The 18,689-nt window shown below is 59.6% G+C and carries 18 protein-coding genes and 1 pseudogene; 2 read left to right on the top strand and 17 right to left on the bottom strand.

Going from position 1 to position 18,689, the window contains the following annotated elements; all coding sequences use genetic code 11:
- Positions 1-98: 98 nt before the first annotated feature.
- Both ACM5SV_RS12080 and ACM5SV_RS12075 read right to left on the bottom strand, forming a co-directional pair.
- A complete protein-coding gene (locus ACM5SV_RS12080) occupies positions 99-1,493 on the bottom strand; it encodes an amidohydrolase family protein (protein WP_012760254.1) in 1,395 nt (464 codons plus the stop codon).
- Positions 1,483-2,193 (bottom strand): winged helix-turn-helix transcriptional regulator, encoded by a 711-nt coding sequence (locus ACM5SV_RS12075; RefSeq protein WP_041935850.1) that lies wholly within the window; start codon positions 2,191-2,193, stop codon positions 1,483-1,485. Before ACM5SV_RS12075 ends, ACM5SV_RS12080 begins: the two co-directional genes overlap by 11 nt.
- A 612-nt stretch (positions 2,194-2,805) precedes the next feature.
- Here ACM5SV_RS12075 and ACM5SV_RS12070 point away from each other — a divergent pair.
- Positions 2,806-3,546, top strand: coding sequence for a response regulator transcription factor (locus tag ACM5SV_RS12070; protein WP_041935849.1), 741 nt, complete (start codon positions 2,806-2,808; stop codon positions 3,544-3,546).
- A gap of 648 nt (positions 3,547-4,194) precedes the next feature.
- Here ACM5SV_RS12070 and ACM5SV_RS12065 read toward each other — a convergent pair.
- The 4 genes and pseudogenes from ACM5SV_RS12065 to ACM5SV_RS12050 all read right to left on the bottom strand — a co-directional run.
- On the bottom strand, positions 4,195-4,401 hold the full coding sequence (locus ACM5SV_RS12065) for a hypothetical protein (RefSeq protein WP_210162204.1): 207 nt from the start codon (positions 4,399-4,401) through the stop codon (positions 4,195-4,197).
- A 198-nt stretch (positions 4,402-4,599) separates the two neighbouring features.
- Positions 4,600-5,511 carry a hypothetical protein gene (locus ACM5SV_RS12060; RefSeq protein ID WP_012760251.1) on the bottom strand — a complete coding sequence of 304 codons (912 nt, stop codon included), beginning with the start codon at positions 5,509-5,511 and terminating at the stop codon, positions 4,600-4,602.
- Positions 5,508-6,590, bottom strand: coding sequence for a hypothetical protein (locus ACM5SV_RS12055; protein ID WP_026157739.1), 1,083 nt, complete (start codon positions 6,588-6,590; stop codon positions 5,508-5,510). Before ACM5SV_RS12055 ends, ACM5SV_RS12060 begins: the two co-directional genes overlap by 4 nt.
- A 457-nt stretch (positions 6,591-7,047) precedes the next feature.
- Positions 7,048-7,227, bottom strand: a pseudogene (locus ACM5SV_RS12050) (IS6 family transposase); the annotation flags it as partial.
- A 256-nt stretch (positions 7,228-7,483) separates the two neighbouring features.
- On the opposite strand from ACM5SV_RS12050, the gene ACM5SV_RS12045 reads away from it, so the two are divergent.
- A complete protein-coding gene (locus ACM5SV_RS12045; protein WP_012760249.1) occupies positions 7,484-8,194 on the top strand; it encodes an autoinducer binding domain-containing protein in 711 nt (236 codons plus the stop codon).
- 25 nt (positions 8,195-8,219) lie between these two features.
- Here ACM5SV_RS12045 and trbI read toward each other — a convergent pair whose 3' ends face one another.
- From trbI to ACM5SV_RS11990, 11 genes are all read right to left on the bottom strand, one after another.
- Entirely contained in the window at positions 8,220-9,500 is a 1,281-nt protein-coding gene (trbI, locus tag ACM5SV_RS12040) for an IncP-type conjugal transfer protein TrbI (protein WP_419425247.1), read from the bottom strand.
- Positions 9,501-9,514: 14 nt separating this feature from the next.
- Positions 9,515-9,943, bottom strand: a complete 429-nt coding sequence (gene trbH, locus ACM5SV_RS12035; RefSeq protein WP_017997453.1) for a conjugal transfer protein TrbH — start codon at positions 9,941-9,943, stop codon at positions 9,515-9,517.
- 2 nt (positions 9,944-9,945) lie between these two features.
- Positions 9,946-10,767: a P-type conjugative transfer protein TrbG gene (gene trbG / locus ACM5SV_RS12030; protein WP_012760246.1), complete on the bottom strand. Its 822-nt coding sequence runs from the start codon at positions 10,765-10,767 to the stop codon at positions 9,946-9,948.
- 16 nt (positions 10,768-10,783) lie between these two features.
- Complete coding sequence (locus ACM5SV_RS12025; protein ID WP_012760245.1) at positions 10,784-11,446, bottom strand: conjugal transfer protein TrbF; 663 nt, start codon at positions 11,444-11,446, stop codon at positions 10,784-10,786.
- Positions 11,447-11,465: 19 nt separating this feature from the next.
- Entirely contained in the window at positions 11,466-12,614 is a 1,149-nt protein-coding gene (trbL, locus tag ACM5SV_RS12020; protein WP_012760244.1) for a P-type conjugative transfer protein TrbL, read from the bottom strand.
- A gap of 219 nt (positions 12,615-12,833) precedes the next feature.
- A complete protein-coding gene (gene trbJ, locus ACM5SV_RS12015; protein ID WP_012760242.1) occupies positions 12,834-13,634 on the bottom strand; it encodes a P-type conjugative transfer protein TrbJ in 801 nt (266 codons plus the stop codon).
- Complete coding sequence (locus ACM5SV_RS12010; protein WP_419425246.1) at positions 13,606-16,053, bottom strand: conjugal transfer protein TrbE; 2,448 nt, start codon at positions 16,051-16,053, stop codon at positions 13,606-13,608. Before ACM5SV_RS12010 ends, trbJ begins: the two co-directional genes overlap by 29 nt.
- Positions 16,054-16,062: 9 nt before the next feature.
- Entirely contained in the window at positions 16,063-16,362 is a 300-nt protein-coding gene (locus ACM5SV_RS12005) for a conjugal transfer protein TrbD (RefSeq protein ID WP_012760240.1), read from the bottom strand.
- Positions 16,352-16,732, bottom strand: a complete 381-nt coding sequence (locus ACM5SV_RS12000; RefSeq protein ID WP_012760239.1) for a TrbC/VirB2 family protein — start codon at positions 16,730-16,732, stop codon at positions 16,352-16,354. The genes ACM5SV_RS12005 and ACM5SV_RS12000 overlap by 11 nt, the downstream gene beginning before the upstream one ends.
- Positions 16,722-17,687, bottom strand: coding sequence for a P-type conjugative transfer ATPase TrbB (gene trbB, locus ACM5SV_RS11995; RefSeq protein WP_012760238.1), 966 nt, complete (start codon positions 17,685-17,687; stop codon positions 16,722-16,724). The genes ACM5SV_RS12000 and trbB overlap by 11 nt, the downstream gene beginning before the upstream one ends.
- Before the next feature lie 13 nt (positions 17,688-17,700).
- On the bottom strand, positions 17,701-18,327 hold the full coding sequence (locus ACM5SV_RS11990) for an acyl-homoserine-lactone synthase (RefSeq protein WP_221965917.1): 627 nt from the start codon (positions 18,325-18,327) through the stop codon (positions 17,701-17,703).
- Positions 18,328-18,689 lie beyond the last annotated feature (362 nt).

Raw genomic sequence — 18,689 nt, 5'->3', positions numbered from 1 at the left:
GTCAGATGAAACTGACGCAATGACGGGCATTGCCCTCGGCGGTTGACACCCAATTGCGCAAGCGGTCAAAGGCGCCGAGGTCGGCGTCCAACGCCCCGTTAACGGCCCGCTGCCATGGCGTAAGCGTGCAAATCCCCAACCCCCATCGCCGCGTTGAACACCACCAGCTCTCCGTTTGCCACGACATGGCGGACTCGACCGAGATTGTGGTTCTCAACGATGACCACGTCGGCGCGTTTACCCGTTTCCAGCAAGCCACGATCGGCTGCAAGCTCCGGGAGTGTTTTCGAGACGTTGCCGGTCGCAAGCGCGATTGCGGCCGGCAGCAAAAGCTGGCTCTTGCGCACCATTCGCTGGATGGCCGACAGAATACTATCCCAGTCTCCGCCGGCAAAGTCTGTCGATAGGGTATCGACGAGCCCCGCTTCGACCAGAGCATCGATATTTGCGGTGTCATTGCGCCAGCGGGTTTCGATGCAATCGAGCGTCGAGACGTCGATGGCGACGCCGCGCTCCCTCAGTTGCAGCCCGAAACGCACTGCCTCTTCGGGAAGGAACATCGGGTGGTTCGAATGCCCAGCGATGATGCGGGCCTTCGGATATGTCTCCGCAAGCTTCAGCAGCGTCGCCGCGGTGGGTGCCGCATTGTGAAAGATCGCCGGAAAATTGAGTCGTTCAGACGCTGCCGCGATCTCGTCAAAACCCTTCAGTGACAGCGCCACGGGCGGCATCACCGTGTCGCGGATCAGCTTTGTGAGGTCGGACGTACAAATTTTAGCGGCGAGACCGCACTCGATCAGAAGAGCATTGAGTCGCGGAAGATCGGGCAAGCCACGATCGAGATAGCGGCCGAGCACGGCTTCCTTGAGTGCGCGCGCCTCCTTCGGATGGATTGATGTTCCCGTAGCGGCCTCTATAGCCGCAGGTATAAAGCGATAGTCCTGCGCCCCGCCACCAAGCGTCTGCCCGCCGCCTGCTTCTCCGAGTGCCTTTGCGCCTTTGGCGACCATGTCATCGATGCGGGCGATCTTGTGCCGCTCCGATAATCCGCCACCATCAATCGCGATCGCCGCGGCCAGATTGCTCGTGGTATGCGCCGTCGTCAGATGGATATCCATCGCATGGCGCTGGTTCGAGGGGCCATCGATCTCATCCGGCAGCGCTAAGCCGCAGACGTTGAGCAGGGTGGTTGTTCCGGACAGGAGATGTCTGTTTCTGAAGTAGTCGACATCCGTGGGCCGGACGGGCACCGACCCGCTCGGCATGGACGGGCCGTGGATGCACCCATGAGCATGCGCATTGACGATACCGGGAATGACCGTGCATCCGGCGGCGTTGAGGACGACAGCCTCGCTTCGGGCATCGGCCTCACCTGGCGCGACGTCGATGATCCTTGTCCCACGGATGCGCACGACCCCCCGCTCGTGGAGCGTGGTTCCATCGCCGGTGACGATTCGTCCGCCGACGATGACGATTTGAGTCTCAGGGGGCATTTGACGGGGCCTCCGTTTCCGACCAGCCGGTTGCCACGAGCCCATAGCCGACACCGCGAACCGTCCTGATCGGGTCGGTGGGCGCGACCGCCGTCAGTGTCTCACGCAGCCGACCAATGTGAACGTTGATGGTTTTTGGATCGACGAAGACACCTGCCGGCCAGGCTGCCGACGCGAGCTCATGCCTCAGATAGATGCGCCCGGGGTCCTTGAGCAGATGCAGCAGAATGGCGAACTCGAGACGCGGGAGGTGCAACTCGACGCCCCGCCTCCAGACCCGCCGCGCCAGCACATGCATTTCGATGTCGCCGCATGACAATAGCTCCTGCGAAGCGCCTAACTGTGACGAAAGCGGGTGCAATGCGCGCAGGAGGTGGTCCGGTGAAACAGGCCGCACGAAGCTTTCGTCGGCGCCGGCATTGATGAAATCGGCATATTGCCTGGCGGAGTTGGCGCCGACCAGCGCGATGACCTTCAGTCCAGCCGTCGTCGCATCGCCTTTCAAGCTTCCGCAGGCGGAAACCGAATTCGCCACCCTGCCATCGATCACGACGCCCCGCACTCCAGCGGTCCTTGCCGCTGCGATCGCCTCATTCGCGCTGGTCGTCAGGAGCGTCTCAAAGCCGGTCTGCCGAAGTATATGGCGGGCAAACAGGCTGAAATCTGCGTCCGTTGAACCGATGACAATAATCGGCTTCACAGGGCATTCACCGGGGGCTGAGCGGAGTGTGAGGCCGTACGATCCCACGGTGTCTGAGGAAATTCAAATGCTGTGTGCGCCTTGCGTATTAAGAATTATGTCCCGCCTTCCGCGCTGCTTCGCCGATTGATCGTGATTTAGCATGGATGCCCTTCGAGCAGAATTGGAAAGCCCAGGCGAACCCGCGCATCTTCGTTCCATCAGCGACAATCGGAGACGAAAATGAGTGTGGCACGATCGCTCAGCATGAAGAGCTTGGATGATGCTTCGCCTTCACCGTCGAATGGCCCGTCCTCCCCGCAGGCAGGCGTCAGCGGATCTGCCTGTCTCGACTGCGTTGCCTGCCGGCGGCGTCTGTCGGGAAATTGTCCACTGCTTGAACTTCCTGAGCGGCGGCAACAGTCCCGGGCGGGCTCCGGCTGCCGATTGACGAGGTCAGATCGCGTCATTGACGTCTGAAGCACGCCTGTTGCCATCCCCGGTCTATGAGGCGAGGCTGTCAATGCCCGCAAAATTGCAGGTTGGCATCGCCAACCCAACCTGCGATTTCTTCAGCATCGGCGACGTCAATGCACATGCCGATAGCGCGCCAGGAAACTGTGGACGGCGGGAGTGGGATCGGGCACCGGAAAACCGCATCGAGAGAAGAAAACGGAGATCGTGATCGCGGCTGGAGGCGGGGACGTCGGGCAGATGCTATCGGAAGCGATTATCCACAAGGGCATGGTGGCTACGACTGTCACCTTTGCGCGGGCGCGTGCCCTCATCAGCCGGCACCTCTTTGATTTGATGATCCTCGACGCCGTCGTCCGGGCCGAAGATGCGCTTCGTCTGTGCCGGCAAATCCGCGCCGTCAGCACGATCCCGATCATCGCAGTCGTTGCGCAAGGGCGTGAGGACATCATCCTTGCCGCTTTCGAAAGCGGAGCCGATGATTGCATTTCCAGTCCCTTCGGGACCAGGGAAATGATTGCCCGGATCCGCAGCGTGTTGCGACGGGCATCACGTGATCGCGTGATACATAGCCTGTCAAAGCCCTTCCGATTCAATGGGTGGCGCCTCGACTCATGGCAACGCGCATTGCGACGACCGGATGGGACAGTGGTTGACGTGACGGCGGCCGAGTTCGACCTGCTCGTCGTCTTTTGTCAAAACCCCGGCAGGATACTCAGCCGGGAAGAATTGCTTGCCTCCACTCACGCAGGCCTGGCCGGCCCGATTGAACGGAGCATCGACGTCCACATCAGTCGCTTGCGCCACAAGATCGAGGACAATCCCCACAACCCCATCCTCATCAAGACCGTGCGGATGGGTGGCTATTTCTTTGCCGCGGTTGTTGAAGCCGATGGATAGCGAATTTGCCGGGGTAAGTGCTCTTCGGTTAGGGGGCGATGTCACGTTGTTTCATCAACGCCCGGACAAGGCTTTTATCTGGCCTCAGACTGTTGCACCGGCGGCCGATTTTACGCCTCGGTTAGAGAGGGCGACGGCAAGGATGCGTCCACACACGGCAGTGCTTAAGCGCCGCGGCGTTACGTCGAGACGTACTGGCGCGAGCCGGCCCTGCGGTCTGCACTCACGGGCGCCAGCTGAGCGAGGTACGTCGGTCCGTCGGAAAGCCCCGTAATCGGTGGCTGAGCGTTCCGGCGAGTAGGGCGTGACTCACACAGATCTTGCGGGAATGGCTGCTTGTGGCGCGACTATGAACTTTAGGTCATCGCCAATGTCGGCTCCCGGGGGCCAACACGAGGGCGCAAAGCGGTCGTTGAGCGTGAACCGCAGTTGGCATCGAGCGGATGCCGGACCAGCTTCTTCGCCTTGAAGAGATCAGAACCTACGGCCTGTCACTGAAATCGGCTAAATGCTTACACTGTCGCCCGCAATCGCCTAGAAGATCGCTCTGAGCGCTTCGGCGAGCCGGCCGAATTCGCAAAGACTGTGCTGTTTCTAGCAAGCGAAGACTCGTCTTACACAACGGGCAGGGAACTGAGCGGGCGGCCGCTATTCTATCTGAGGAACGCGCCCAAATTCACCAAGCGCTTCTCGCAGCTTAGGCACAGCGAAGTCAATGAACCGACGTCGCTTTAAAGGCATGTTGTTTCGGGTAAGATGGACGATGTGAACCGGGATCGCTTCAACTTCATACTCTTGCAAGATATAGGTCAGCTTTCCCGCTTTGATAGCAGCATCGGCGTCGTGCTCCAGCACGACGGTTGCGCCGATACTGTCAATGCTGCGTCGACGGCAGCGTCCGGCGACGATACCAGCAGCCTGGGCAGCCAGGGCGAGAGGTTGGGGCTATCGAAGACAACGATCATCGAGCCGTGCAAAATGCCCGCCTTGAACGATGTGAGAGGCCTACACCTGATAACTTCATCCAAGTAACGAGATCCCGCGCTCCGAGCATCACTTGAACGCCATATCAAGCGCGCTTAAAAACTCGAGCATGAGGTCATTGACGGCACGCTGGCGCAAAATCCGGGCTTCTCTGATTTCCGTGTCGTCTGCAGCACCTTCAATTTCGAACTGCGCCACGGCAACGTTGCCTTCGCGCAGGTAGCCTTCGTCTGGCTCCGGATCACAAAAACGGGTGAGCAATATCGTCAGTGCACGTTCGATGACCTCCCGATCGCTTCCCTTCAGAGCCTCTTGGAATTTGGCGATTGCACCGGCGAGCCCGCCTTCTCCGTGTTCGAGGCAGTAGACGAGATCGTGCGCATCTTTGCGCTCACGCCGGTGATCAAAGGCAAACACCTTGAGGCATGTGAATGCCACGATATCGGCGTAGGGGATGGATTCTGTCGAGCGGCCTTTTTCACCCAACAGATCAGCGGTGACTTCCATCCGATCGTGGTGCCCGAACACGAGCGACGCGTGAGGGATATTCACCGCAGAAACATTTCCTTCCGTCGGCAGTTCCTGCAATGCGCCACCCCGGAGCTTCGGATCGTCTGCCAAGAACTCCAGAATGACGAGAATGCCGTGCTCGGTCATGGTCTGCCAACGCCAGTTGACCTTATTGCCCTTGTCATTTCGCGCACGCTCGAAACCCATTTTTTTGAGGTTCTGCTCGAGCGTCCGGTATGCCTCGGTGTCGGCGAGGATCGACAGATCGACGACGACATCGATATCGCCGGTTCCTGCATGAGGCGGGACGTCAGGCGGCCTCTTGGTGACGATGTAGCGCGGTGCAAGCCCACCGACCAGAAAGACGGAATCACGCCAGGGGCCGAGGCCGCTGAAGAGCGTAACCAGGACGCGCTCGCAGTCGCGGGTAACATCGGCACTGTATTCAGTCAGTATCTGGGGCTTTGTCATTCGGGTACCGCGAGTTTTGTCAGCCGAAGATGGTCGGCCAGTTCCTTCGAGCGACCGCTGTCAAGCTGCAGGAGGTCGAGGTAAGTTTGAAGTGGATCTGTGACCCAGACATGACCGACCCGTTGGCGAAACAGAAAGTCATGCCGTGGATTAGAGTCTATAACTCCCAGATTCCAACCCTCTTTGACGGCCTTTGCTCCCAGTTTTCGAAGAAGGCTTTCGCCGCCATGATCGATGCGACAATGGATTTGGGATATTTTCGAGAGGTGCGGTGCATGGATCTGCCCGGCCATGAGCCCGGAAATTTCGTAGCGAACTCCCGTCTCATCGCAGATGCGGTCAATCTCATGGATCGCCTCATCGATATTGGTCATCCGCATATAGTACGAGCGGAGCGGCTTCGGCTTGATCGAAGCGACATAGGAAGACCACTCGTCAAGTAGCGCGCGCGGATTGGAGAGTATCCTTTCCTTCGATGGACCGGCACCCTTGGAGCTCACCCATTCGCGGCGCTCTAGATCGATAAGAACCTGGGATGCCGTTGTCGGAGATACGGATGCCCGCTCGGCCAGTTCATGCACACCGAACCATTGGTCCTTAAATGTCCAGACGGCATGGAGGGCCTGTGCGCGACTTCCAACGAACAGATTGTTGAGCGATCGAGCCTGCTGCTTCGAGGCTGGCTTTTCGACGAGAACAAAGAGATTGTCGGCCGAAAGATAGAGACTGCCGCTACGATCGAAATAACCGACCTTCTCCTCGCGCAGGAGTGCACGTGCACCTGGGGAAATGGTATTGGCCATCAATAAGGGGAGAACTCTGGAATTGCCTGGCGGCATGGCGGCAATGTATTTCTTCAGCTGCCAGATTGCTTCCCTGACGTCTCTTGGAAAAGCTGATCTTTTGACCTCGACAACAAGTTTGAGAGGCGCATCAAAAAATCGCGCATCTATAAGGAAATCTGCGTGAGAGTTTCCCATCTGCGGCTCAAACATGGGCTGGGACGTGATTTCCCCGCCTGCCTTCGTGAGGCTAGCCGTCAACTCACTCAACATATCGAAAGCTATGGACTGTTCCAAAGATATTCCCTGCGCAGCAAATATTACCCTTATGCCGCATATCCGCGAAAATGTCTATATGTACTGCGCAGCAAACAAATGAAAACCCCCTGTGCAAGGTCCGGCCTGCGCGGCAAGTACGCATTACCAGGTAAGCAAATACCTGATTTGAAATCGAATTCACGTAGCAACGGGATCAAGCGAAACTCATAGGGGGGACCAGCCGACGGCGGATTTCAGCTGCTGGCAATCGGCAACACGGTTCCCGCATACTAGTGGTCGAATTCCACATGATCGCCATCGGCGAACTGATCAAGTACCCAGCACACCATCCCCGAAGCAAGCCCCAACCGCGGGCCTGTGCTACTACAACTGCAAACGTTCCAGGCACGTAAGGGCGGGCGTGAGCCCGGCTCTGTGAACGAGCATGAAGTGGCGCGAACGTTTCAGTGTGCGGTGCCTGGTTTTTCGTTTGCCCTCACAATGGCGTCCGCTTCCGATGAAGGTGGATGGCGAGGGCTGAGCGTTTCTGGTGCGGCGGGACGAAGAGATTTCGGACTGCTGAAAAGACTGAGATGAAACGTTGCAAGCCGCCGGTATATCGAAATCCCTGTATCATTCGTTCTCGTTTTCGAAGTGGCACGTGAGAATTTTCAGAGGACGGTGCTGTCCGCGGGCGCCGCAAGCTCGTCGCGGCCTGCTTGGGGCGAGACAGCGACATTATTAAGTTTTGTTGCTCGGGGCGCCAACAGGTTGCAGGACATTTGTGACACATCTAAACCGATCAGCGCAGACGTCACGCAAATACGTCCAGTTTGAGTTTGAAAATCACCAAGGAACATACTCATTGCTGAACGCCATCGCCGATGCCTTGCCCGGGCCGCCAGTCAGATTTCCAGGGAGCACGTGATCCCATGCATGGAAGTTCGCTTTTCGACAGATTGATCGACGCGACGGTCGCCGCCGCCAACGAACATTCCCTCAAGACGGCATTGAGCGACGTTGCCCGAGCGCATGGATTTGAGCGGTTTGCCTACCTTAATCTCCATACCGCAAAGAGCTTTGCCGTTTCAACCTACCAAAAGGAATGGCAATCGCTCTATTTCTCCCGTTCTTATATGGCCATCGATCCTGTGGTGACCGCAGCCAAGCGACTGAGGCGGGCTTTCAGGTGGTCAGCCGATTTCGAACGCCGGCGCGCGGACGATGGCATCAAGGAATTCTACGATACCGCGGCTGAATTCGGGATTCGGTCAGGTCTGTCGATCCCCATCTGGACGGGGTTTGGCCAGTTTGCCATCTTGACGCTGGCCTCAGCCAGGCACCTGGAGACCTCGGGACCGGACGATCTCGACACGGTCGGCGCAGCTGGCGCGGCGGCACTGATCCATGCCCGGCTCCAGGGTACGACCACGCCGACCCAAAGACCGGACTTCATCTTTTCCGATCGCGAGGCGCTTTGCCTGCGATGGGCGGCCGAAGGCCTTCCGATGCACTCCATCGCCGATGTGACGGGCCTGACCTATCACACCGTGCGCTGGGACCTCGATCGGGTAAAGGCCAAGCTTGGCGTCTACACCCAGAAACAGGCCGTGGCGGTCGCAAGCCGGTTCGGGCTGATCTGACGGGCCTAGCTGGCGCGCGTATAGATCAGTTGCGATAAGGGCCTGGGAAAACGACGTCCTGGTCGACCAGCACGTTGAACTTGTAGCCGGGTCTGATTTGAAGTGTCGGCTGGACGTCGAGGTTTTTGCCCACGCTCCGTTCGGATAACCGTCCGAAAACATCCGCGAAATTCCGCCGGGCAGCGTCCGAGGCGGTATCCTCCGTCGAACTCTCCGGCATGGCCATATCGACCCCTGTGCCGATAAGAGCGATGAGAACCGCCGAACCGAACGTTTGAAGGTAATGTCGGTCGACTTGGTCTCGAAAGCCGCCGTAGCCTTCAGCGTCGGTCCCCGCCATGCCGCCGAGCTGAAGGGTCGAGCCGTTGGGAAAGATGATATCGGTCCACACGACCAGCACGCGCGACTGACCGAAAGAGATCTTGTGATCGTAGCGGCCAAAGAGCTTGGCACCTTGCGGGACGAGCAACTGGTGGCCGGTGGCGCTGTCGTAGACATTCTGGCTTGTCTGGGCGGTAATCCGCCCCGGAAGATCGGAGCTTATGCCGGTAATCAGCGTGGCGGGGATGACCGAACCGCGTTTCAGCTCGTAGCGTGAAATCTGAGGCGCCACCTTGTTCGGCAGATAGCCGAGATCCTTGATGTCTTGGTTGAAGAATGATTCTTTCGCTGACTGCATGTTGGGATCGCCGTTTTGCCCTGAAAGTCCTGCCTGCATCGCCGCGGCGTACAGGTCTGAGGCCCCGCCAGGTGTTTTTGCGCTTTGGGTATTCGCCTGCGTCGTATCGGCGGCGGAAAGATCCTTTAGACTGACATCGACGGCAAGTGGTGAATCAAGTGCTGCGGCTTTGGCTTGAAGACTTGCCATTTGCTGGCGATGGCGCTCCCGCAGGAATTGCTCTTTCTGCTCACGCCCGAGGCGGGCAAGCCATTCTTCCTCCGGCTCGAGACCGGGCTTATTGCGCGCCCTTTCGGTCTTTTCGGTTTCGACCGTGTGTTGCGACTTCTCCTCTTGCCTGTTGCTGACCGGTGCCGGCTGATAGATCTGTGTCTGCTCGGGATCGCCGATGATGGCATCCTTGACGCCTCGCTTCAGCTGATCGGCATAAGTGGAGGCCGACGCATTCGAGGCCTGACCAATGCCATCCGCCCCTTGAAAATAAAACCCGCGGGACGAAAGACCGTAGCTGATCACGCCGAGAAAGAGCACGATCAGGGCGATGGCGATGATGATCGGGATGCGGTTCAGCCGCTTGTTGCTGCTGTCCTTGTTTGAAGCGCCGCCAAGCTGAAGCGATTGGACCACCCCCCTCTCCTCCCCTAATTGCGCCTGACAGAGACGGGGCTGGCCGGCGATGCGCCGGTCGCGCTAGTGGCGTAAGCCCGCGCGAGTTCAATCGAACCTGCCGATATCGAAACAAGCGCCTGCCCCTCAAGGTCGTCGACGCCATAGGTTAGGGCGACCATGCGTTTCGTCTCGTCGAGCTTCTGCTCCGTCACGACCTCGTAGCCCCATGCCTTCAGGGCGGCTTCCATGGCCTGCCCGAAGGGCGTGGCGTCCTCGTTCCATTTGACCTTGTTGATCCCCGGGCCCACCTGTTCCGCAAGCCGACCGACCATGTCGCCTGCGATCGCACTGGCGGCAGGGTCGGAGAGGTCGCGCGAGACTGAGCTAGCGGTAGGGCCGTCGGTGGCGGTCGTGCAGCCTGCAAGCAGGCACCCGATGACGGATAGTAGGAGGCTTCGCATGGTCACCCTCCCCTGCGAATGGTGATCTTCTGTTTGTGCTTTCCAACACCGGAGATGAGAACCGCGCGGTCGATATTATAGTCCACTACCATCATGTCGTTCTTCATACGGTAGTTGACGACCCGATTTTGGCCGCCTGAGACGACAAAAAGCACCGGCGCGTCCTGACCGGCGATCGAGCGGGGAAACTGGATGTAGGTCTTCAGGCCGTCCGAATAGACGCGCATGGGCTTCCACGAGGCTTTGCCGCTAACCGAATAGGCGAAGGTCAATTGCTCCGACGGGACGCCTGCTCCCGGCGTCCTTCCAGCTTCGAGACGGGCGTTGACATCGGCAAGCTTGCTCGACACATCCTCCGGATAGTCGAAGCCGACGCGCGCCATGTACTGGCTCGTGTGTGATTTGAGCTGGATATGATAGGTCCGGCGCGAGGTCGTCACCACCATGGAGGTGACGAGGCCTGGTTCCGACGGTTTGACGATGAGGTGGATCGCCTGGCCGCCCGCGGCGCCGGACGTTGCCGGTTCGACCTTCCATCGAACGGTGTCGCCGACAAGCACATCGCGAACGACCTCGCCGCCCTGAAGCTCGATGTCGCAGACCTGCAGCGGCGAACACACCACCGACGGCTGAGTTTCTCCAAACAGGAAGATGACCTTTCCATCCGCCCCCTTGGTGACGAGCCCCGTGCCCCCGCGCCACTTTCCTGAGAGGTTCGCGCCCTTTGCTTCGTTTGCGGTCATGCTCTGCGCCTTGGCTTCGTTTGTCGCAAAGACGACGACCCAGGCGCAGCCAAGGGCCGCGAGATATGTTGCTCTTCTCATCGACGTATCCCTGTCCTCAAAGCTGCGCGGTCCACTCGAAGTCTTTCAGATAAAGACCGATCGGATTAAGCCTGATCACGCCCTCGTCCTGTGGTGCCGTCAGCGTAACGGTCGCAATCCCGCGGTATCGGCGTGTTCCGGTTTCCTTTCCCTTCCGATCGCGCTCGAACTCCGTCCAGTCGATCTGGTAGGACTGGTTGGAGAGGGCGACGATGTTGCTGACTTCGATCGCAACTGTCGCGTTCTTGGCTTTCTCGAACGGCGAATTGCCGCGGAACCAGGCGTTGATTTTCTCGGTCGACGGATCGGATGTCCGAAGCAGCGCATACGTCCGATCGATGTATTGCTTTTGAACGACGGCGTCTGGCGTCACCGACCGGAAGCTCGTGACGAAGCCACCGAGCGTGGCGCGAACCACCCGCGGGTCGGCATATTCGATCTGCTGAGGAAAACCCGCGCTGACCGAGGTCCCAAGCTTGTCGACCTCGACGATATAGGGGACGAGTTTGACCTGCGTGCTCAAATAGAGCGCATAGACGAAGCCGATCACGGCCATTGCCAGTGCGATCATGCCGACAACGCGCCAGGCCGCCGCCGCCCTGACATAGGAACCATATCGTTCGTTCCATTCCTGCCTGGCGGCGAGATATGGGTTCTCAGGGGCGCGTTGCATTGCCATCGACCGATCCTTGCGGTGATTATTTTTTGTCGTCGCGGAGCGGCGACGGGCGTAAACCGCCGCGTGCCTGCGCCTGATCGAGTTTCGCATTGGCGAGGCCAAGAAGAGAGCTGGCATGGGCGCCGGGTGAGCCGATCGCCTTTTCCTTGGCCGCGGATCCGACCGCTTCGCCCGTCGCGCTCAATCCCGCACCAACGCCGCGCAAGGCAGCGCCCGCTATGGACGCACCCTCGGCACGCGCAGCACGCGCGGCGGCAAAGCCCGCGCTGGCGCCACCGCCAGCTAGAATCCCTGCGCCCAGTGCGAATGATCCCGCCTGCCCGCCATGGCGGATCACCTCCATGCCGCCGCTGACGGAGACGCCTTGGACGACACCCTGCAGAATGTTTGGGACGTAGATTGATATCATGAAGACGACAACTGATAGGCCAGCGATCGCCAGGCTGGTGATGAGTTGCTGTTCAGCCGCGACCGACACCTCGGCCAAGCCGATGAGAACCTCCGAGCCGATGCGCGCAATCATTACCAGTGCCATCAGCTTCATACCGACTGAAAACGCATAGACGAGATATTTGACCGCGAAGTCCTTGGTGAAGGATGAACCACCTAATCCAAGCATGATCATGCCGGCCAACAAGCCTACATACATTTCGACGATGACAGCGACGAACACCGCGGCGACGAGCGAGAACGCGATGACGACAACAACCATGGCGAAGACGGCGGCAATAGCCAGAGAGTTGTCCTCAAAGAGGCCGAACTGGACCTGTTCGGACATTTTGTCCGCGACCTCTATGCCAGCGTCGAAGATCGCGGCCGGAGAAGCGGAGCCACCTTCCGCGCCCAACTGATATAGGCTGTCCACCACCGCCTTGGCGAGGGCTGGTCCCCGATCCAGGATAAAGGCAAAGAGACCGACGAACATGATCCGGCGAACGAGTTCCGCGAACCAACTATCCAGTGACGCAGCTTGCAGCGCCAGCCATACGGCTGCTATTCCAATTTCTATCCCAGCCAGGATCCAAAAGAGCGACCGAGCTGCCCGTGACACCGTCGACTCCCAATCCTTCGCGGCACTGACCACCTGGTTTTCCAACGTCGAGAGCGCCGATCCTTGCTGGGCGAAGGCTGGCCCTACCGCCACGATCGCAAGGCCGATCGCAAGCATGATCAATCCGAGTGTTCGTCCTGAGTTTACCACCTTGTCCGCATCTCCTGTCCTTGCCTCAGATGCCGTTTCGTCAACGGCTTAAAGAAATCCTCAGGCGTTGTTCGGCGGCTGTCGCGGTCGTCGAGGTAGGATGGGAATGCGTGTCCACCATGATGAGGACCGCTGCGGTGGCCACTCCAACCGTACCCACGCGGAAGGCAATGATCGCGACAGGGCTCACCAGCGCGGCTCCATCATTTGTCCATCTGGGATTCCTCTTCCCGCGGGTTCGAAAAACTTCTCTCTTCTCTTCTGCGCCAGGTCCTTGTCGGTCTGGTTTGCCTGCAGCCAGGTGCCCATCATCGTCATTTGCTGGGAAAGTAGACCGCGCAGCTTCTGCATCTGGGCGACCTGCTGCGCCGCGATCTGGTGGCCGACCTGCAGGGCCTTCATCTGCCCATCCGCGCTTTGGGACATCGAGCGGAGTGAGGCCATGGTGGATTCTTCGGTCTCGAACTGGTCCGCCGTCAGGCTTGCGGCGTTCAAACTGCCCGCGATCGTGTCACGGTTGGTGTCGGACCAAGACTGATAGGTCGAGGAGAAGCTCGTCCCGTCCGACAGACTGGTCTTGAGATCCGCATAGCTCGGGAAGCGCTGTTTGAGGATATCGTCGGCGTTGCCCATGGAAAACGCGATCCCCTGCCCTTGCGAGACGACACTCTGCAGGCGCTTGAGGTCGCTCTCGACTTCGCCCCAGATGTGGTTGGGCAGCTGCGCTGTATTCTGCAGCATGTTTTGGTAGATTTTCAGCTGGTTCTGGATCTGCTCGGCGAGCTGGCTGATCTGGGTAAGCTGGTTTTCGACCTGGACGCTGGAGCTTTCGAGCAACTTGATCAGCTCGGCATTGTTGGCAAGTTGTGTCCATTCCGTTGCAGCGCCCGTCGCGCTGCCGGCGTTTGCAGGATCAGGCAGAACGAGCGCGCTTGACAGGGCTGCGACCATCAGAAGCCTATGCGTCTTTGAGAAGCGATGCAGCATCCTTGATCCCTCTTTTGTGGAGCCAGTGCAGCGGCCATTCAGGGCCATGTTCTTCATGAAGCGCACGGATGTGCTTCAAGTCGTCCTTACTCGAGGCGCCCACGAACGACAGCGTCAGCGGGCCAAGAGCCATGTCGAACAGGCGGCGCCCTTCGGGTGACGCGACGTAATATTCCCGTTTCGGTATGGCGGTCGCGACGATCTCGATCTGCCGTCGGTTAAAGCCGATCCGCTCATAGAAATCGCGGGTCCCGGTCTCGCGGGCTGCCCCATTCGGCAGGCAGATTTTCGTTGGGCAGCTCTCTTTCAGGACGTCGATGATGCCAGAGCGTTCGGCATCCGAGATCGACTGGGTGGCAAGCAACACCGCGCAATTGGCTTTGCGCAGCACCTTGAGCCATTCCCGGATTTTGTCGCGGAACACGGGATGACCGAGCATCAGCCAGGCCTCGTCGAGGACGATGAGGCTTGGCGCGCCGGTTAGGCGTTTTTCGATGCGGCGGAAGAGATAGGTGAGCACCGGCACGAGATTGCGCTCGCCCATGTTCATGACCTGCTCGATTTCAAACGTCTGAAATAGCCCCAGTGCGAGGCCGTCGGTCTCGGCATCGAGCAACTGGCCCATCGGGCCGTCGACGGTGTAGTGATGGAGAGCATCCTTGATCTCGCGCATCTGAACGCCACTGACGAAATCCGAGATCGACCGACCCGGAGCCCCGTCCATCAGGCCGATCTGGCGGGAGATGGCGTTGCGGTGATCGGGCGTGATCGAGATGCCCTGCATCACCACCAAGCTTTCGATCCACTCGGACGCCCAGGCACGATCGCCGTCCGACGACAGTTCGGACAGCGGGCAAAAGGAGAGCCCGGTGTCTTCGTCGCCGCCGATCTCGTAGTGATCGCCGCCGCAAGCAAGTGTCAGCGGCAGCATCGAACGGCCTTTGTCGAAGGCGAAGATCTGGGCGTTCTCGTAGCGGCGGAACTGTGCAGCGATCAGCGCAAGGAGCGTCGACTTTCCTGAGCCGGTGGGACCGAACACCAGGGTATGGCCGACGTCATCGACATGAAGGTTGAGCCGAAAGGGCGTCGAGCCGGTCGCGACCTGCATCAGCGGTGGTGAATCGGGTGGGTAAAACGGGCAAGGTGCCTGCGGATTTCCGGACCAGACGGAGTTGAGCGGGATGAGATCGGAGAGATTGCGCGTGTTGATCAGCGGCTCGCGAATGTTGCAATACCAGTTTCCAGGCAGGCTCCCCAAATAGGCGTCGGTCGCATTCAGCGTCTCGATTCGTGCGCCAAAGCCCTCGGCCTGGATGAGACGCCGGATCGCTTCCGTCTTTTCGTTAAGTCGTTCCGCATCGTTGTCGAACAGCACGACGACCGGCGTGTAATATCCATAAGCGACGAGCTGTGACGATGCTTGTGCGATTGCATCCTCGGTCTCGGCGACCATCGATATTGCGTCCTGGTCGACCGAACGGCTTTGCGTCTGGAAAAGTTGGTCGAAGAAAGGTCGAACCTTCTGCAGCCACTTCTTGCGGGTCCGCTCAAGGCGTACCCTCGCCTCCTCGGCGTCGAGGAAAATGAAGCGCGACGACCATCGATAGCCAAGCGGCATCGCATCCAGGCTGTTCAGGATGCCCGGCCAGCTTTCGGATGGAAGGCCGTCGATTGCCACCACGCCGAGAAAACGGTCCTCCACCTTGGGAGCAAGACCGTGCTGAAGCTCGGCGGTCACGATCCAGTCGATATACATTGGGATATCGGGAAGTCGGACAGGGTGGTTCTCGCCCGTCACGCAAAAGCGGACGAATTGTAGCAGTTCGTCATAGCGAGCAACGCACGCGCCGCCGCGCTCGGCGGTCTCCCGGGTCAGCATTCGCCTGATGGAAATGATATTGGCGAGATACTGTTCGACTTCCCGGATCGCATTGCGGAAGATGAAGAGCACGGTGTCGGCATAGGATTGCTTTCGACTGTCTTCGTCGGAATAGATGTACTTGCTGAGCCTCGATCGACGCTGCTCGGTCGGCCGATAGGTGGCGATGATGGCATGACGGCTTTCGAAATGCCCCTGCTCGCGCTCGAAGTGGGCTCGTCGTTCCTCGTCGATCGCCTGCGTCACCCGATCGGGGAAATGCGATTTCCCAGCCGAGGCGTAGTCGACCGTTGCGAGCCGCACCGCCTCCACCTGGATCATCCAACCGGACCCGAGACGTGACAATATGGCGTTGATCTGGCGCGACACCTCGTTCCGTTCGAAATCGGTGGAGCTTTCGGAATCAGGCCCGGCAAAATACCAGCCGGCCATCAGTGAGCCATCCTTGAGCAGGATGATCCCGTTATCGACAAGCCCTGCGTAGGGGACGAGATCGGCGAAGGACGGCGCCGTGTGCCGGAAAGCGCGAAGCGATACCATCTTTGCCCCTCAGTAACGTCGCCAGGGGGAGGACGTGGCCCTGTAGGAGGGTCTGTAGGCCATGTGGCGGATATACACGCGTCGCATCAGCGGATCGGCCTTTGCCATCATTCTCAACGCTGCGACGATGACGGTCCACAGCGCCGCACCAAACAGCGCGGAATAGATCGTCAGGACGACAAAGATCAGGATGATCGCCGCAAGTCCCGTGATCAGAACCAGTTCCCGGTCCGCACCCATCAGGAGGTTGGGGCGCGAAAGCGCGCGATGTATGGGATTGCGCTGCAAGGTGGTCGCCTCAACCGCCATTACCTGCCCTCCCCTCTTCGCCATCGCGGGCCTTCAGCTTGTGATCGGCAATGCCGATAGAGGCGCCGGTCGCGCCAAAAAGGGCGACGATCTGGGTCGCGCCAAGCAGAATGCCGGCAACGAGCACCACGTACATGAGCCGGCGTGCGAAGTCGTTGAGTTCTCCGCCGAAGATCAACATGCCGCCTGCGATTGCGACAGCAGCAAGCGCGATAAACCCGGCAACCGGACCGGTGATCGATTCTTGGATTTGTTGAAGAGGATCTTCCCAGGGCAGGCCGCCGCCCGAACTTGCCCAAGCCGGGTCGGCAAGGATGAAGGCCAATACAAGCGCGATGGCGGCGAGGTCTATCGAGCGTTCAAGCCGCATGCTGCAGGTCTCCACGAGTCTCGAGCTGATATTCGCCGCCTATAAATCCATGAACGCGCAGGATGTCGCTGACGCGGCGGCCTTTTGGGGTTCGATCGATCGAGATGATCAGGTCGACTGCCTCGCCTATGACTGCTTGTACCGGTTGCCTGCTCACCTCGGCGGTCAGTTGCTCCAGCCGTCGAAGCGCCGATTGCGCGGTATTTGAATGGATGGTCGCCACGCCCCCGGGATGGCCCGTGTTCCAGGCCTTGAGCAGAGTGAGCGCTGCGCCGTCGCGAACCTCGCCGACGATGATCCTGTCCGGCCGCAATCTCATCGTGCTCTTCAGGAGTTGCGCCATGTCGACACGATCGCTTGTGCGCAATGCGACCGCGTTGCTGGCGGCGCATTGGATCTCGACCGTGTCCTCCAGAATGACCAATCGGTCGTTCGGAGCCTGCTCGGCGATCGCTGCGACGACAGCATTGGTCAGGGTCGTCTTGCCGGACCCTGTCCCCCCGCAGATGACCATGTTCCACCGCTTATCTATCGCCTGGCGGATCATGAGGGCCTGACCGGCCGTCATGGCGCTGCTTGTCAGATAGTCTTCGAGCCGGATGCGCTGCGACGCCCGCCGGCGGATCGAAAAACACGGCGCGGGGACGATCGGGGGCAGCAGGCCCTCGAAACGATGGCCGCCAAGGGGCAGTTCACCGGAGACGATCGGCTTTCGGTCGCCCACCTCGGTATTCAACACGTGTGCAACGCAGCCGATGGCGACCTCGGCGGCGCGCTTGTCCATTTGGCCGGTATGGACGATCCCGCGTCCCAGACGCTCCACGAACAGATTTCCGTCGGGGTTCAGCATGATTTCGACGACGCTCGGGTCGTTGAGGGCAAGGCAAAGTTCCTCGCCAAGGGCGTCCTCGAGTTTGCGGATAAGGCGCGGCAGCGCCAGGTTGGGTATCGACATCGCGGCTGCCTGCTTATGCCGCATGCTGGCGCCGCGCACCGAATGCGGAGCGGTAGGCGTGCGGTCGGACCCGTTCGAAGTTCTCCCACTTGACCGGCAGGATGCCGGCCACGCTCAGCGTCTCGTTGATCATGATCGGCTGACCAAGGCGCTGCATCGGCCAGCCGGCGCGCCGCAAGATTCGCTCGAAGCGAACATCGGTGGCTGTTGCGATTTCGCGGTAACCGTGATGGAGGCACCATTCGAGGATGCCTGCGAACATGCCGAACGTGACGTCGCTCAGGCCCCCTTCCCCGGCCCTACGGGAACCCGCGGTATCGACGCAAAAACGAGAGCTTTCGATCATGGCCGGATCGGCGTCGAGCCGTCCTGCCGAAAGAAGCTGCGGGAAGACCTGCTGCAGCATGGTAGGACCGATGGCCGGCAGCAGCCGTGCGCAGCCGATCACCACATCGCCATCCGATAGGGCAAGAATATAGGTCGGCTCGAATTCGTCGAATTGATCGCGCTCCCGCCCGTTGGACCTGGACACGTTCCAGGCGAGACGGTCGGCGAAAACACGCGACCGCAGCCGGTACATTTGATCGAGAAGTGCTGCGTCCTTGCGCGATTTTGTCGTCTTGAGTGCTATCAGCTTCATCATCCCACTCCGCAATTAGGCTGGTCTGCGGATGCTGGTTTGCGGAAAGCGGCGGGTTGGTTCCAGTCGCAAATCTGCGAGTCGCGCATCGGTCAGGGCCGATGGTGACGCCGGGTTGGGCGCCGGGACGGTCGGCCCACATTGGGCCGCACCCGCAAAACTGCGGGTACAGAGACGGGCGCTGGAGGCCGCGGGATCGTCTTAAGCATATGAAAAATATGGTGAAGGCCAGCAACAGGTTGCCGGCAGCGGCTCATTCGTTAAGTTTTCGTTAACCAAAGAACATTTGACGACTCAGGCGAGAACTGCAACCCTTGCGACGGAAAATGCGCGATGATCGGTGAAAAACCGTCGCGAGGTGA

The organism is Rhizobium sp. CRRU65 (assembly GCF_048551595.1).
Classification (GTDB): Bacteria; Pseudomonadota; Alphaproteobacteria; order Rhizobiales; family Rhizobiaceae; genus Rhizobium; species Rhizobium leguminosarum_J.
Note: the sequence above shows the minus strand (reverse complement) of the source record. Positions and strands in the feature narration are given on the sequence as shown.

What these genes read in the sequence shown, in the direction of transcription:
- trbJ (WP_012760242.1), bottom strand. Translation starts at nt 13,634, where the DNA reads ATGCTGCATCGCTTCTCAAAGACGCATAGGCTTCTGATGGTCGCAGCC.
- ACM5SV_RS12080 (WP_012760254.1), bottom strand. Translation starts at nt 1,493, where the DNA reads ATGCCCCCTGAGACTCAAATCGTCATCGTCGGCGGACGAATCGTCACC.
- ACM5SV_RS12010 (WP_419425246.1), bottom strand. Translation starts at nt 16,053, where the DNA reads ATGGTATCGCTTCGCGCTTTCCGGCACACGGCGCCGTCCTTCGCCGAT.
- trbB (WP_012760238.1), bottom strand. Translation starts at nt 17,687, where the DNA reads ATGTCGATACCCAACCTGGCGCTGCCGCGCCTTATCCGCAAACTCGAG.
- ACM5SV_RS12000 (WP_012760239.1), bottom strand. Translation starts at nt 16,732, where the DNA reads ATGCGGCTTGAACGCTCGATAGACCTCGCCGCCATCGCGCTTGTATTG.
- trbH (WP_017997453.1), bottom strand. Translation starts at nt 9,943, where the DNA reads ATGCGAAGCCTCCTACTATCCGTCATCGGGTGCCTGCTTGCAGGCTGC.
- ACM5SV_RS12060 (WP_012760251.1), bottom strand. Translation starts at nt 5,511, where the DNA reads ATGACAAAGCCCCAGATACTGACTGAATACAGTGCCGATGTTACCCGC.
- ACM5SV_RS12005 (WP_012760240.1), bottom strand. Translation starts at nt 16,362, where the DNA reads ATGGCGGTTGAGGCGACCACCTTGCAGCGCAATCCCATACATCGCGCG.
- ACM5SV_RS12045 (WP_012760249.1), top strand. Translation starts at nt 7,484, where the DNA reads ATGCATGGAAGTTCGCTTTTCGACAGATTGATCGACGCGACGGTCGCC.
- trbG (WP_012760246.1), bottom strand. Translation starts at nt 10,767, where the DNA reads ATGAGAAGAGCAACATATCTCGCGGCCCTTGGCTGCGCCTGGGTCGTC.
- trbL (WP_012760244.1), bottom strand. Translation starts at nt 12,614, where the DNA reads ATGCTTGCGATCGGCCTTGCGATCGTGGCGGTAGGGCCAGCCTTCGCC.
- ACM5SV_RS11990 (WP_221965917.1), bottom strand. Translation starts at nt 18,327, where the DNA reads ATGAAGCTGATAGCACTCAAGACGACAAAATCGCGCAAGGACGCAGCA.
- ACM5SV_RS12025 (WP_012760245.1), bottom strand. Translation starts at nt 11,446, where the DNA reads ATGGCAATGCAACGCGCCCCTGAGAACCCATATCTCGCCGCCAGGCAG.